General features: G+C 42.6%; 13 protein-coding genes. 1 reads left to right on the top strand and 12 read right to left on the bottom strand.

Going from position 1 to position 14,866, the window contains the following annotated elements; translation table 11 throughout:
• Positions 1–215 precede the first annotated feature (215 nt).
• Complete coding sequence (locus tag J7I96_RS15585) at positions 216–659, bottom strand: GatB/YqeY domain-containing protein (RefSeq protein ID WP_034308521.1); 444 nt, start codon at positions 657–659, stop codon at positions 216–218.
• A 14-nt stretch (positions 660–673) separates the two neighbouring features.
• On the bottom strand, positions 674–847 hold the full coding sequence (gene rpsU / locus J7I96_RS15580; protein WP_028391853.1) for a 30S ribosomal protein S21: 174 nt from the start codon (positions 845–847) through the stop codon (positions 674–676).
• Positions 848–1,083: 236 nt separating this feature from the next.
• On the opposite strand from rpsU, the gene J7I96_RS15575 reads away from it, so the two are divergent.
• Complete coding sequence (locus J7I96_RS15575) at positions 1,084–2,016, top strand: Na/Pi symporter (protein ID WP_214773476.1); 933 nt, start codon at positions 1,084–1,086, stop codon at positions 2,014–2,016.
• 541 nt (positions 2,017–2,557) lie between these two features.
• On the opposite strand, the gene deoC is transcribed toward J7I96_RS15575, so the two are convergent.
• The 10 genes from deoC to lepA form a co-directional block, all read right to left on the bottom strand.
• Entirely contained in the window at positions 2,558–3,229 is a 672-nt protein-coding gene (deoC, locus tag J7I96_RS15570; RefSeq protein ID WP_214773475.1) for a deoxyribose-phosphate aldolase, read from the bottom strand.
• Between the two features lie 159 nt (positions 3,230–3,388).
• Complete coding sequence (gene mtaB / locus J7I96_RS15565; protein WP_191928922.1) at positions 3,389–4,726, bottom strand: tRNA (N(6)-L-threonylcarbamoyladenosine(37)-C(2))-methylthiotransferase MtaB; 1,338 nt, start codon at positions 4,724–4,726, stop codon at positions 3,389–3,391.
• Positions 4,727–4,732: 6 nt separating this feature from the next.
• Positions 4,733–5,485 (bottom strand): 16S rRNA (uracil(1498)-N(3))-methyltransferase, encoded by a 753-nt coding sequence (locus J7I96_RS15560; protein ID WP_214773474.1) that lies wholly within the window; start codon positions 5,483–5,485, stop codon positions 4,733–4,735.
• A 138-nt stretch (positions 5,486–5,623) separates the two neighbouring features.
• Complete coding sequence (prmA, locus tag J7I96_RS15555) at positions 5,624–6,565, bottom strand: 50S ribosomal protein L11 methyltransferase (protein ID WP_214773473.1); 942 nt, start codon at positions 6,563–6,565, stop codon at positions 5,624–5,626.
• Between the two features lie 36 nt (positions 6,566–6,601).
• A complete protein-coding gene (gene dnaJ, locus J7I96_RS15550; protein ID WP_053535735.1) occupies positions 6,602–7,717 on the bottom strand; it encodes a molecular chaperone DnaJ in 1,116 nt (371 codons plus the stop codon).
• 287 nt (positions 7,718–8,004) lie between these two features.
• A complete protein-coding gene (gene dnaK / locus J7I96_RS15545) occupies positions 8,005–9,837 on the bottom strand; it encodes a molecular chaperone DnaK (protein WP_095389811.1) in 1,833 nt (610 codons plus the stop codon).
• 37 nt (positions 9,838–9,874) lie between these two features.
• On the bottom strand, positions 9,875–10,468 hold the full coding sequence (grpE, locus tag J7I96_RS15540) for a nucleotide exchange factor GrpE (protein ID WP_214773472.1): 594 nt from the start codon (positions 10,466–10,468) through the stop codon (positions 9,875–9,877).
• Between the two features lie 99 nt (positions 10,469–10,567).
• Positions 10,568–11,596, bottom strand: coding sequence for a heat-inducible transcriptional repressor HrcA (hrcA, locus tag J7I96_RS15535; protein ID WP_214773471.1), 1,029 nt, complete (start codon positions 11,594–11,596; stop codon positions 10,568–10,570).
• A gap of 124 nt (positions 11,597–11,720) precedes the next feature.
• Positions 11,721–12,872 (bottom strand): radical SAM family heme chaperone HemW, encoded by a 1,152-nt coding sequence (gene hemW, locus J7I96_RS15530; protein ID WP_214773496.1) that lies wholly within the window; start codon positions 12,870–12,872, stop codon positions 11,721–11,723.
• A gap of 89 nt (positions 12,873–12,961) precedes the next feature.
• A complete protein-coding gene (lepA, locus tag J7I96_RS15525) occupies positions 12,962–14,797 on the bottom strand; it encodes a translation elongation factor 4 (protein ID WP_053535739.1) in 1,836 nt (611 codons plus the stop codon).
• Between the last annotated feature and the right edge of the window lie 69 nt (positions 14,798–14,866).

The following is a 14,866-nucleotide window of genomic DNA, read 5'->3' as shown; positions in this document are numbered from 1 at the left end:
CTAAAATTCGAATAAGGAGCAATTGAAGCAGCCCTTTACCCTGTTCTTTAGTTATTACGTATGTATATGAAAAAGGTTTCAAAAAAAGCAAATAAAATTAAAAGTGCCCTATTATCTTGGGCTTCGTTTCAATAATGTACGCATAAAATTCATGAAATACACAAAAACCACAGGCAATTTGCCTGCGGTTTGGTTTCGAGTTTTAAGTTTAGAGTTTAAGATAGATGTTGTTGTACTAATTTGTTAACTAGAGAACCATCCGCTTTACCTTTAACTTTAGGCATTAAAGCTCCCATAACTCGGCCCATATCTGCTTTGGATGTTGCATTGACTTCTAAAATCGTTTCGTTAACGATTTTAGAAATGTCTTCTTCTGAAAGTTGCTGAGGCATATATGCCTCTACGTATACTAGTTCGGTGCGGACTTTATCCACGAGATCTGAACGACCTGCGTTTTCAAACTCCTGGAGGGAGTCTTTGCGTTGTTTTAATTCGCGAGAGAGCACTGTCAATTCTTCATCATCTGTTAAATCTTGTCTCTGCTTCAAGGCTTCGTTTTGAATAGAAGCTTTCAGCATCCGAATAACAGATAGTTTGTCCTTTTCCTTGTTCTTCATCGCTTGTTTCATATCATTATTTAAACGCTCGAGAAGACTCATCTTTCCACCCTCTCTTAGAATTTACGTTTTCTTGCAGCTTCAGACTTTTTCTTACGTTTTACGCTTGGTTTTTCATAAAATTCACGCTTCCTAGCTTCCTGAAGCGATCCTGCTTTAGATACAGTACGTTTGAAACGACGAAGAGCATCTTCAAGCGATTCGTTTTTACGAACGACGGTTTTAGACATCTCTTTCCCTCCCTCCGAAAACAACACACTAACTCAAGTTGTCAACATGTTATACATGTACTAAACAATTATAATATATCATCTTTAGCAGGTCAACCAATAAAATCAAACTTATTTTGAATATAATCGTGTTATTATCATAATTTTTCACTAAGCGATGATTCAACTTGCATGAAATTCCAATTTATAGCATGTCCCCCGTTGATGGGCCATAAGCTTACTATGAGGTGACAGTCATGCATGAGATATTTTTATTCATTTTATTCATTGCGATATTTTTGGCAGGCATGTCAGTTTTACGAATCGGACTGTTCAATATGTCCGGTGCAGCATTAAAAACTTTTCTCTCAAAGGTTACGGATAAGCCATGGAAAGGCTTCTTGGCCGGAACCATCTTTACCGGGATCCTGCAGAGCAGCTCGGCGGTCATGGTCATGACGGTCGGCCTCGTTTCCGCAGGAAGCTTAACCTTCCCGCAAACAATCGGGATCATTCTTGGAACGAATATCGGATCCACCTTCACAGCAGAGTTCATGACTTTCTCTTTGGATCGCTGGATCATTCCCGGTGTCGTAAGCGGCGCTTTCCTTTGCTTCATGCCAAAAGCATTACCGAGAAGCCTAGGAATGTCCCTGATTGGAATCTCGGCCATCTTCACGGCGATGAGCGGTTTTAAAACGCTTTCGACACCGATAGCAGCCTATCCATCCATACAAACGCTTATCCATTACATAGAGGGCCATATGAGTTATGCCCTGATTGCCGGGATATTATTGACGGCACTCATTCACTCCAGTTCTGCAACCATCGGGATAGCCATGAGTTTTTTGCTGAATGGGGAGTTATCCGTGTCCTCGGCAATCATCATCATGCTCGGATCGAATATCGGCACTTGCATCACCGGGTACATGGCGAGCATCGGTTCTGGCAGACAAGCTGCCTTCACTGCTTATGCACATATTTGGCTGAACGTCATCGGGGTTGCCGCATTCCTGCCTTTTGTGGACATCCTGGAAAGTACGGCTGCCTATTTCACCGAAAACAAGGGGACACAGCTCGCCCATGCCAGTGTCATTTTCAATATCTTGACTTCTTTGGCCGTCTTGCCATTCGCACGGCAATTCTCCAACCTCATTCTTTTGGTGCATCGGCCACACTTAAAAAAATAAGGGCTGTCCAAAAGTCATTGGCAACTGACTATGGGACAGCCATAAATAAGATAGACATAACCTAAACGCATAAATATTAAGGGCGGTAAACGATTTCAGCTAATCTTTTATAATTAGTAGGTCAAACCACTCAATATAACAACAGCTACTATCAAAATCAGCAAACTTTCATTAGAGAATGATGTGAGATAAAAAACAGGTAATGCCATTATAAATAAAATGGTTATTGAAGTGTACACCATGCATTTACCATTCATCGTTAATGGTGTTAATGATAAAAGACCCGATTAAATTTAAGCATGTTTACTTCCTGTTTGATACCTTCTAATATCTATTAAATCCACAATAAACTTATTTTTGAATGTATGGCCTCCAAAAATGATGCAGGACCTCTTTTTTATGGACGAAATAGGCCAATGCACAAAGGCAAGGGAAATTGCCAGTTGAATTATTTTTGGAGTCAATGAAAAGCAGGCGGAGAAAAAATAATTCATTTTTCTCCGCCTGCTTTATTTTTAGGGAATATACGTTCCGTACAAAATCAATAATCGGAATCAGCCGTTAAGCCCTTCACGATGGAGACACCTGCACTCGCTCCAATTCTTGTTGCACCAGCTTCAATCACATTCTGGGCATCGCTCGTGTTGCGGACCCCGCCTGAAGCTTTAACACCGATATCCGGGCCAACCGTTTTTCTCATAAGCGCGATATCTTCAACTGTCGCTCCGCCGGTCGAAAAACCAGTTGATGTTTTCACATAATCCGCTCCGGCTTTTACGGCCAATTCACATGCACGGACTTTTTCTTCATCTGTCAACAAAGAAGTTTCAATGATCACTTTTGAAAGAGCCTTACCAGTGGATGCCGCTACCACAGCACGAATATCCCGCTCTACCAACTCATCATCCTTGTCCTTCAATGCGCCGATATTGATCACCATATCGACTTCGTGAGCACCATTGGCGATGGCATCTTTCGTTTCAAAAGCTTTGGTTTCCGGTGTGGTTGCACCTAGAGGGAAGCCGATAACCGTACAAACTTTCACTTCTGAGCCTTCCAAAAGTTCACTTGCATATTTCACCCAAGTTGGGTTTACGCATACGGAAGCAAAGTTATACTCTCTCGCTTCTTCGCATAATACCTTTATTTGCTCTTTGGTTGCATCTGCTTTTAATAACGTGTGGTCAATTAAACCTGCTACATTTTGTGACATTAATAAATCCTCCTCAAAAACAATCTATACCTAGTTGTACGTACCTCTCATGATACCATAGTTTATCCATTTTGACGATATATATAGTCTTTACCCGAAAGTGCCAAGAAAACACATCTGAAAAAGGATAATAAAAAAAAGACAGCGAAAACCGCTGTCTTAGATATTGGATGCTTGTTGCAACGGAAAATCCTTCACGACCGTCACGAACTGACCTTCACTAAATGGATAGCCAGATTTTGTGATTTTAACTTTGACGATTTCACCGACCATTTCTTCCGATGCCGGGAAGACGACTTTCATGTAATTATCCGAGTAGCCCTCATAAAGACCATTTTCCAACTTCGTTTCAGGAATGACTTCCAGAACTTCGCCATCGAATCGGGAGGCATACTCTTTTGCCAGCTGATCGGACAACGTAATAAGGCGGTGGACTCGTTCATTCTTGATATCTTCATCCACTTGATCTCCCATACGGGCAGCCGGAGTCCCTGTCCGTTTTGAATAAGGAAAAACATGAAGTTCGGAGAATTTATATTTTTCTATAAAGTTATATGTCTCCATGAATTCTTCTTCCGTTTCACCCGGGAAACCTACGATGACATCAGAGGTGACAGCAAGACCCGGAAGTGCAATTTTCAGCTTTTCGATTCGATCACCGAAGAAATCCATCGTATATTTACGTCTCATCCGTTTTAGAACGGTATCGGAACCCGATTGGATTGGTATATGCAAATGACGTACCACTTTTTTCGAATTCGTCAGCACTTCAATGATCTCATCTGTAATTTGGCTGGCTTCAATGGATGAAATACGGATACGCTTCAGCCCATCGACTTTTTCCAAGTCACGCAGCAGCATCGCCAAATTATAGTCTTTCAAATCGTCTCCGTAGCCGCCAGTATGAATTCCGGTAAGGACTAGCTCTTTATAGCCTGCCTCGACAAGCTGTTCAGCCTGGTGAACGACTTCTTTTGGATCGCGGGAACGCATCAAGCCACGTGCCCAAGGGATGATGCAGAAAGTGCAGAAATTATTGCAGCCTTCCTGAATCTTCAGTGAAGCGCGTGTACGGTCTGTGAAAGCAGGTACATCCAACTCTTCGTAGACACGGTTTTTCATGATATTTCCTACGGCATTGATTGGTTCACGCTCAACCTTGAATTGCTCAATGTAATCAAGCAGTTTAACCCTGTCTTGTGTTCCTACAACAATATCCACACCTGGTATGGCCATGATTTCTGCCGGCGATGTCTGTGCGTAACATCCCGTTACCGCTATGACGGCATTCGGATTCTTACGAATGGCACGACGGATGACCTGACGGCTTTTCTTATCGCCAGTGTTTGTCACCGTACATGTGTTGATGACATATACATCTGATGTATTTTCAAACTCAACACGATCATATCCCCCAGTTTTGAATAATTGCCATATAGCCTCTGTTTCATAATGATTCACTTTACAGCCTAATGTATGGAAAGCGACCGTTGCCATTTTTCATCACCTCAAAAGTTCTACATGATAAGAAACAGCGGAAAGTGCATATAAAGGTGCTGTTTCAGTTCTTAATATTCTTGGTCCAAGACCGCAAGCCATAAAACCGGCATCAGTCAGTTTTTCAATTTCCTTATCTGCCAAACCACCTTCAGGCCCAAAAACGAATAGGATGGATTGCCCAGCAGTAATATCTTTCAAGACAGAAGCGAGTACAGACGCTTCCCCCCGTTTTGCCTCTTCTTCAAAAGCGATTAATTTATGATCGAAACCATTTGCATACCCAGCAAGCTGATCTGCCGTCATCGGTTCCTTGATGGCAGGGATAACCGTGCGGTGAGATTGCTCAGCCGCCTCTTTTGAAATCTTCTGGAGCCTCTCCAATTTCTTGCCTACCTTTTTGTGGTCCCATTTTACCACCGAACGAGCAGCAATAAAAGGGATAAATTCAACGGCACCCAGTTCAGTGCCCTTTTGAACGATATATTCCAATTTATCCCCTTTAGGCAGACCGCTCGCAATCACAACCCTTACAGGAAGTTCCTTTTCTTCATTCTTCCATGCGGTTACCGTACCTATTACAGCATCATCAGTAATTTCCGAAATTTCCGCAATAGCTGTCATGCCATTACCTTTCACCGTGATGATCCGCTCACCTGGTCCCATTCTCATCACTCTGGCGATATGGTGAAAATCATCACCTGATATCGTCACCATGTTTCCATTGATATCTGCTTCGTTAAGAAAATACCGTTGCACACTGCCACCTACTTCGTCTAGTCTAAATAACTTACAGGCTAACAGTCAGGAATCCAGAATGCAAGCCGTGCAAAGATTCAAGCTAAAAAAAGGTACTCTGACTATCAAAAAAACCGATAATCAGAGTAACTTTTCCAATTAAGCATTTCTTTTTGCTATTATTGCCACCCAATCTTCCATCAAGATCGTTTCCTCAACGGTGAAACCAGATGCTATAATCGCATCCTTCACATCTTGTTTCTTAGTTTGAATGATTCCGGAAGCGATGAAATATCCGCCAGGTTTAACGACTTTCGCTACATCATCCGTAAAACGCATGATCACTTCGGCAAGAATATTAGCCACGACGATATCCGCTTGTTCATTTACACCATCCAGTAAGTTGCCTTGTGACACGGACACTTTATCCTGCACGTTATTAATTTCAACGTTTTGCCTAGCTGACTGTACTGCCACTTCATCCAAATCAAGCGACTGGATTCGTTTTGCATCCAATAATGCTGCTGCAATGCTTAGAACGCCAGAACCAGTTCCTACATCAACGACTAAATCCCCAGGCGTTACTGTACGTTCCAGCGCTTGGATGCACATGACCGTCGTCGGGTGTGTTCCCGTTCCAAAGGCCATGCCTGGATCAAGTTCAATGATCAATTCGTCACTGCTTACTGGAGTATAGTCTTCCCACGTTGGCACGATGGTAAAACGTTCGGATATCTTGACGGGATTATAATATTTTTTCCAAGCCGTCGCCCACTCTTCTTCATTCACTTCACTAATTGAAACAACATTTTTCCCAAGGTCAATATCAAAAAGAAGAAGGTTATTGATTGATTCCTTAATAGCATCAATGGTATCGCCAAGGAAGCTGTTAACGGGCAGATAAGCCTTAATGATTACACCTTCATCCGGATAATCATTGGGGTTTAAGTGGTAGATTTCGCCAAAAACATTTTCACGTTCCTTGACTAATTCTAGAGGATCCTCAATGACAACACCGCTCGCACCTGCCTCATGAAGAATATTCGAAACAGGTTCAACCGCTTCATTCGTTGTTTGGATTGCAAATTCAGACCACTTCATAATCTACCAACTCCCAATTTGTTCTTTTACTTTTATTCACCTATCTTTGAAAGCACGCTTCACTTTTGAGAAAAAGCCATCTTCTTGTTCATCTACACCTTGACCGCTGATATCACTGAATTCACGAAGCAAGTCCTTCTGTTTTTCCGTTAATTTTTTAGGCGTGACCACTAATACGACCACATGCTGATCTCCTTGGCCATATCCTCTGACATTCGGGACCCCTTTGCCTTTTAAACGGAAACGAGTGCTTGTTTGTGTACCAGCAGGAATCTTCAGCTTCACTTTTCCATGCAGCGTCGGAACTTCTATTTCATCGCCTAATGCTGCCTGCGCAAAAGTAACCGGCATTTCACAATAAATATCATCGCCATCCCGCTCAAAGAATTCATGGCTGCGCACATGAAAGACTACATACAGGTCTCCTGCCGGACCGCCATTGATTCCTGGCTCTCCTTGGCCGGTTACACGCAACTGCTGGCCATCATCAATACCTGCTGGCACCTTGACTTGGATCTTTTTACGTTTTTGGACTTTTCCGTCGCCGCCGCATGTTGAACATTTATTAGGAATGATTTTTCCTGTTCCTTGACAATGGTGACATGCTCTCCGGTTCACAATCCTTCCGAACGCTGTGTTTTGTTCAACATTCAATTGACCGGTTCCATGACAATGTGAACAGTTTTCCACTTTTGTACCTGGTTTGGCACCGGACCCCTTACATGTATCACAATTCTCTTCACGCGGAATTTCGATTTCAGTTTCTTTTCCGAATGCCGCCTCTTCAAACGAAAGCGTCATCGTATACTGTAAATCCGCCCCTTGACGCGGTGCATTAGGATCTCTCCTGCGACCGCCGCCACCAAAGAAGCTACTGAAAATATCTTCAAAACCGCCGAAACCGCCAAAGTCCTGACCGCCAAAGCCCTGATTGGGATCTGTATGTCCGAATTGGTCATAATGGGCCTTTTTCTGTTCGTCACTCAATACTTCGTAAGCTTCCTTGATTTCCTTGAATTTATCCGCAGCATCGTCCGCTTTATTAATATCAGGGTGATATTGTTTGGAGAGCTTTCGATACGCTTTTTTGATTTCATCCTTCGAAGCACTTTTCGAAAGGCCTAACACCTCATAATAATCGCGTTTACTCATATCTAAAATCCACTCCCGATTCGATTCACATAAAGGTAATATTATCACTGAACGAAGATAATAATCAACTAGAAAAGTACAAACGGCATTAACACATTTTTGCAAATGGCATTGCCCGCCCCAATTTGCACACATTTTTCTCTAAAATCCCACGATTCTCCATCAGTGATTGCAACAAGTTTCCATTCACTGTAAAAAAGCCAAAGTCAAGATAACCTGACTTTGACTTTTTTACAATGGAGGCAGAAATACTGCCCAATATATGTGTGTCCCGATTGGGGCACGTATTATTTTTTCTCTTCTTCGTTCACTTCAGTGTATTCAGCATCAACGACATTATCGTCTTGAGCAGGCTCGCCAGCACCAGCTTCGCCAGCTTGTTGAGCTTTTGCCGCTTCTTCATAAAGCTTCATTGTCAAAGCTTGAACGATTTCGTTAAGCGCATCTTTTTTCACGCGGATTTCCTCAAGCTCATTTTTCTCGATTGCAGCTTTCAGTTCATCCTTCGCTTCATTCGCTTTTGTCACTTCCGCTTCGTCCACTTTACCTTCTAGATCTTTAAGCGTTTTTTCCGTTTGGAAAACTAATTGATCGGCTTCGTTACGAAGTTCAACTTCTTCTTTACGTTGTTTATCGCTATCGGCATTTTCTTCCGCTTCACGTACCATGCGTTCGATCTCTTCATCAGAAAGGCCTGAAGATGATTTGATGGTGATTGCTTGTTCTTTGTTCGTACCAAGATCTTTCGCACGAACGTTCACGATACCGTTTTTATCGATATCGAATGTCACTTCAACTTGCGGAACTCCACGCGGTGCCGGTGGAATGTCACTCAATTGGAAACGACCAAGAGTTTTGTTATCCGCTGACATTGGACGCTCACCTTGAAGGACATGGATATCAACTGCCGTTTGATTATCAGCCGCTGTCGAGAATACTTGTGATTTACTTGTTGGAATCGTAGTATTGCGGTCAATCAGTTTCGTGAATACTCCGCCCATCGTTTCAATTCCAAGTGAAAGTGGGGTTACATCAAGAAGGACAACATCTTTAACATCACCTGTTAATACGCCACCTTGAATTGCAGCACCCATAGCCACCACTTCATCAGGGTTTACACCTTTGCTTGGTTCTTGACCGATTTCCTTTTTGATCGCTTCAACGACAGCAGGAATACGTGTAGATCCACCAACAAGGATTACTTTGTCGATTTCAGATGCTGAAAGACCGGCATCTTTCAATGCTTGACGAGTCGGTCCCATCGTACGTTCCACAAGACCTGTAGAAAGCTCATCGAATTTAGCTCTAGTCATCGTTACATCCAGGTGAAGCGGTCCAGCTTCTCCAGCAGTGATGAATGGTAAGGAAATTTGAGTTGACGTTACGCCGGAAAGATCTTTTTTCGCTTTTTCAGCTGCATCTTTCAAACGTTGAACCGCCATTTTATCTTTTGAAAGGTCGATGCCGTTTTCTTTCTTGAATGCTTCAACCAGATAATCGATGATGACTTGGTCGAAATCATCCCCACCTAGACGGTTGTCGCCGGCTGTGGACTTAACTTCGAAAACGCCGTCTCCAAGTTCCATGATCGACACGTCAAATGTACCGCCGCCAAGGTCGAATACAAGGATCGTTTGATCTTCTTCCGTTTTATCCAAACCATATGCAAGTGCTGCAGCGGTCGGTTCGTTGATGATACGTTCCACTTCAAGGCCGGCAATTTGACCAGCATCCTTGGTTGCTTGACGTTCTGCATCATTGAAGTAAGCAGGTACTGTGATAACCGCTTTAGTGACTTTTTCGCCAAGATACTCTTCAGCGTATGATTTCAAGTATTGAAGGATGATTGCAGAAACTTCTTGAGGTGAGTATTCTTTTCCTTCAATTACTTCTTTATGGTTGGTACCCATATGGCGTTTAATGGAAATGATCGTATTAGGGTTTGTAATCGCTTGGCGTTTTGCCACTTCCCCTACTTGCCTTTCTCCATTTTTGAATGCCACTACGGATGGTGTTGTACGGTTTCCTTCCGGATTCGGGATTACTTTTGGTTCCCCGCCTTCAAGTACAGATACACAAGAGTTTGTTGTACCTAAGTCAATACCAATAATCTTGCTCATAGTTTCACTACCTCCCAATTATTTATATGTAAAAATCCTATTCGTTCACTTTTACCATTGCAGGTCGAATCACACGGTCTTTAAGAAGGTATCCTTTTTGGAATTCCTCGACGACGATGTTCGAACCGAAGTTTTCATCTTGAACTTGCATGACCGCTTGATGCAAACGCGGATCGAACTCTTCGCCAACCGAACTGATCGGTTCGATGCCCTCTTTAGCCAATGCACCAGTAATCGCTTTATAGACCATTTCCATGCCGGATAGCAAGGATTTCGTCTGTTCATTTTCCGCTTCGATCTTTGTTGCTCTTTCAAAATTATCAAGAGCCTCAACTAAATCACTAGCAATACTTTGAACTCTATATTTTTGAGCCGCCTCCATATCAAGCTTGGCACGGCGTCTTGAATTATCAAAATCGGCCTGCAGACGAAGATAACGGTTATCCATTTCTTCGATTTTCGCCTCAAGTTCGGCAATTTTTTCTTGAGCCAATTGAAGTTCATCTTTTTCAACAGGACTATCGTTTTCTTCCGCTGCTGGAATTTCTTCTTCAGCGAAAACTGCTTCTGCAGCGCTTTCCTCGATTGTTTCATTTTCCAATGTTTGTTCTTCGTTTTTATTTTCTGTCACAATCTCACCTCCCTAAAAGGGTTATACAATTTATGCTAAAGTAATATGCCAGGCCGCGGAATATACTCCTCCGCCACCTTAACAATATTACCTTTGCTACTATTTTTGATACAGTTTTGTCATCAGGGCCGTTAAATCTTTCGAGAAAAACGAAAGCAAACTGATCACTCTCGAATATTCCATTCTCGTGGGACCCAATATGGCCAATGTGCCAACTTGCTCCTGCCCGATTGAGTAGGTTGCCGTAATCAAACTGCAGTCATCGAGCACTGTGTTTTGATTTTCACGGCCGATCTTGACGTGGATGCCCGATGGATTTTGTGTAATTAGTTCATAAAATCCCTGTTCCTGTTCAATCATCGATAATAGCGTGCTTACTTTCGCAATATCATGGAACTCCGGCTGCCTCAGCATATTCGTTTTCCCGCCGAAAAATATTTTTTCGGGCTTTGTGTCCGTCAGGGTCTCCGCAAGGATCGAGACCATCGATCCATAGTTATGAATGTGGCGGCTCAATAGAACGGCAACTTCCTTATAGATCTTATCCTTTAGATCAACTAGCGGAACATCGACCAAACGGGAATTCAATATGTTCACCATCTTTTCAATTTCGTTTATATCAAAAGAAGGCGGTAAGGAAATCATTCGATTTTCCACATGACCTGTATCCGTAATAATGATGGCTATTGCCGTTTCAGGACTTAAGGGAATGATCTGGATTTTTTTCAGCTTATGCTCATTCACTTTTGGTCCGAGTACAATCGCCGTATAATTCGTCAGTTCCGAAAGTATTTTCGCTGACTTCTGAACGATTTTTTCCAATTCATAAATTCGTTCTACAAAAACGGATTTTAATATCTTCACTTCATTCTTTTTCGGAGCTTGAGGAGAAAGTAAATGATCCACATAATATCTATACCCTTTTTCAGAAGGGATCCTACCGGAAGAAGTATGGGTTTTTTCTATAAATCCCATTTCTTCAAGGTCAGACATTTCGTTGCGAATTGTGGCAGAGCTGAACGTGATTTCATCTTTCTTCGACAAGCTTCGTGACCCGACTGGCTGGGCAGAATGGATGAAATCCTCGATTATCACTTGTAGAATCAATAATTGACGATCAGTTAGCATGTATGATCACCTCTGTTAGCACTCTGTCTCATCGAGTGCTAATATACTAATAAATTATCAAATGCAGCTTATGATGTCAACAATGAAAACCGCTAATTCATCGTTAAAATAACATGGATTTCCTTCAGTCGGAATCAATAACGCCTAAAAATGTTTGGAACACTTCATTTCCTAGCAGTTTGCCCCGCTCAGTCAAGCGCACGAACCCGCCTTCCACCTTAAGCAACCCCTTTGCCGATCCTTCTTCGAGCGGTTTCCTGAAAATCTCCGTCATTTCTACAAAAAATTTATTCTTGAATATTTCCAATGAAACCCCTTGCGTTTTCCGGAGACCCAAAAACATCTCCTCTTCCATCCGTTCATGAAGCGGTACTGGGTGTTCTTCCAACACAGGCAGCTCGTTCGAAAGCAATGGAGTGATATATTTCTTCACAGGCCCATGATTGGCCACCCTTTTACCTCCAGTATAGCCATGTGCACCAGCACCAATCCCATAATACTCCACATTATCCCAATATGTCAGGTTGTGCCTGCTTTCAAACCCAGCTCGGGCAAAATTACTGATTTCATATTGATGCAGGCCATGCTTCTCCATCTCTTCCATCAGCCTCTCATACATCGAAGCCTCGAGCTCCTGCGGCGGCAGGATTAATTTACCTCTTCGCATCTGATTATAAAAAACCGTCTTCGGCTCAACGATCAATGAGTAGCTTGAGTAGTGCGGCAATTGAAGGGCGATCGCTTTATCCAGCGTATCCTTGTAATCTTCCATCGTTTGGCCCGGCAATCCATAAATCAAGTCGATGCTTATATTCGTAAAGCCAACTTCTTGAGCCAAATGGATCGTTTCATATACTTCTGAAGCCCGGTGAGTCCTGCCAATTCGTTTTAATAATTCATCATTGAAGCTTTGCACTCCAAAGCTAAGTCTATTGACCCCTGAATCATAAAGTATTTTGAGTTTTTCCCTTGAAAGATCCCCGGGATTGGCTTCAAAAGTATATTCAGCCTTCTTAGGGTCAAAGGGCAGGGTTTCATTGATTGCTTCACATAAGAATGCAAGCTGCTTTTCATCCAGTGAGGTCGGTGTCCCTCCACCGACGAAAACAGTATCCAAACCTGCAGTCGGGTATTTAAAAAGCTGCATCACCATTTCCCTTTTCATCATCTGTAAATATTCGTCGACCGGCTGTCCCTGCAAAAATACTTTATTGAAATCACAATAGTGACAAATATGTTCACAAAATGGTATATGGAGGTAGGCGCTTTTGATCATTGTGTTCACAACCTTTTAATCGAATGAGTCGATAGAAAAAGAGGCTAGATCTCCTCTACCCTCTTTTTTCTAACTATCGTTTATTTTATTTATTTTTTGGGTGTCGTATCATCCATTTTCAAAACAGCCATGAAAGCTTCCTGCGGAACTTCAACGGAACCTACTTGTTTCATCCGCTTTTTACCTTCTTTCTGTTTTTCGAGCAACTTACGTTTACGGGAAATATCGCCGCCGTAACATTTAGCCAATACGTTTTTGCGCATTGCACTAATCGAAGAACGGGCGATGATTTTTTGCCCGATTGCCGCTTGGATCGGCACTTCGAATTGTTGTCTTGGAATCAATTTCTTCAATTTTTCAACAATGACTTTACCGCGTTCATAAGCAAAGTCCTTATGAACGATGAAACTTAAAGCATCGACAGTTTCAGCATTCAGTAAAATATCCATCTTCACAAGCTTGGACGGTTTGTAGCCGATCAGCTCATAATCGAATGAAGCATAGCCTCTTGTATTGGATTTCAATTGATCGAAGAAGTCATACACGATTTCCGATAATGGAATTTCATAATGAATGCTCACACGAGTCTCATCGATATATTCCATATCAATGAAGTTACCGCGTTTATTTTGACAGATTTCCATGATCGCCCCGACAAACTCCGTCGGTGCCATCATCGTTGCTTTGACATATGGCTCCTCGACACGTTCGATCTTTTGAGCATCAGGCATGTTGGACGGGTTATCCACTTTCAGGACCGTTCCGTCCGTTTGCACCACATCATAAATAACACTCGGCGCAGTGGTGATCAGATCGATTTTGAATTCACGTTCAATCCGTTCCTGGATGATTTCCATATGAAGGAGTCCAAGGAATCCGCAACGGAAACCGAAGCCCAATGCTTGCGATGATTCCGCTTCGAACTGCAGCGCTGAATCGTTCAATTCCAATTTCTCCAATGCATCCCGTAAATCATTGAATTTCGATGCGTCAATTGGGTATAAACCGCAATATACCATCGGATTCATCTTCCTGTAACCCGGCAATGGTTCTGTCGCACTATTCACGGCACTCGTGATCGTATCACCGACAGTCGTGTCACCAACGTTTTTAATCGATGCCGTCAGGAAACCTACATCACCGACGTTCAGTTCATCCAAAAGCTGTGTTTTAGGGTTGAAAACGCCCAATTCGGTAACATCGAATTCCTTGCCAGTGGACATCATTTTGATTTTGTCGCCCACTTTAATGGAACCCTCAACAACACGGATATAGGCAACTACACCGCGGTACGCATCAAACAGTGAATCGAAAATAAGCGCCTTGAAAGGAGCATCCGGATCACCTTGCGGGGCTGGAACCAATTCAACGACCTGTTCCAAAATCTCCTCGATTCCGATTCCGGCTTTAGCCGAAGCCAAAACTGCATCGGAAGCATCCAATCCGATCACTTCCTCGATTTCTCCGCGCACCCGTTCCGGATCTGCACTCGGCAAATCAATTTTATTGATTACCGGAATGATTTCAAGGTTGTTGTCCAAAGCTAAATACACATTCGCAAGCGTTTGGGCCTCAATTCCCTGTGCCGCATCGACAACAAGGACAGCACCTTCACAAGCGGCAAGGCTTCGTGACACTTCATACGTAAAATCGACATGTCCCGGTGTATCAATAAGATGGAAGATGTATTCTTCTCCATCTTTCGCGTTATATTTCAATTGAATCGCATTCAATTTGATCGTAATTCCACGCTCACGCTCTAAATCCATGGAATCCAACAGCTGACTCTTCATTTCACGCTGAGTCATGGCGTTCGTTTTTTCAATGATACGATCCGCCAATGTAGATTTACCATGATCGATATGAGCGATGATGGAAAAGTTACGAATTTTTGATTGTCTTTTTAATTTTTCTTCTCTATTCATGACGTTCACTCCCACTAGTCGACACAATACACTATTTTTTATTATATCAATAGAAAATGCAAGATTCAA

Source organism: Bacillus sp. ISL-78 (genome assembly GCF_018613455.1).
Lineage (GTDB): Bacteria > Bacillota > Bacilli > Bacillales > DSM-1321 > Peribacillus > Peribacillus frigoritolerans.
Note: the sequence above shows the minus strand (reverse complement) of the source record. Positions and strands in the feature narration are given on the sequence as shown.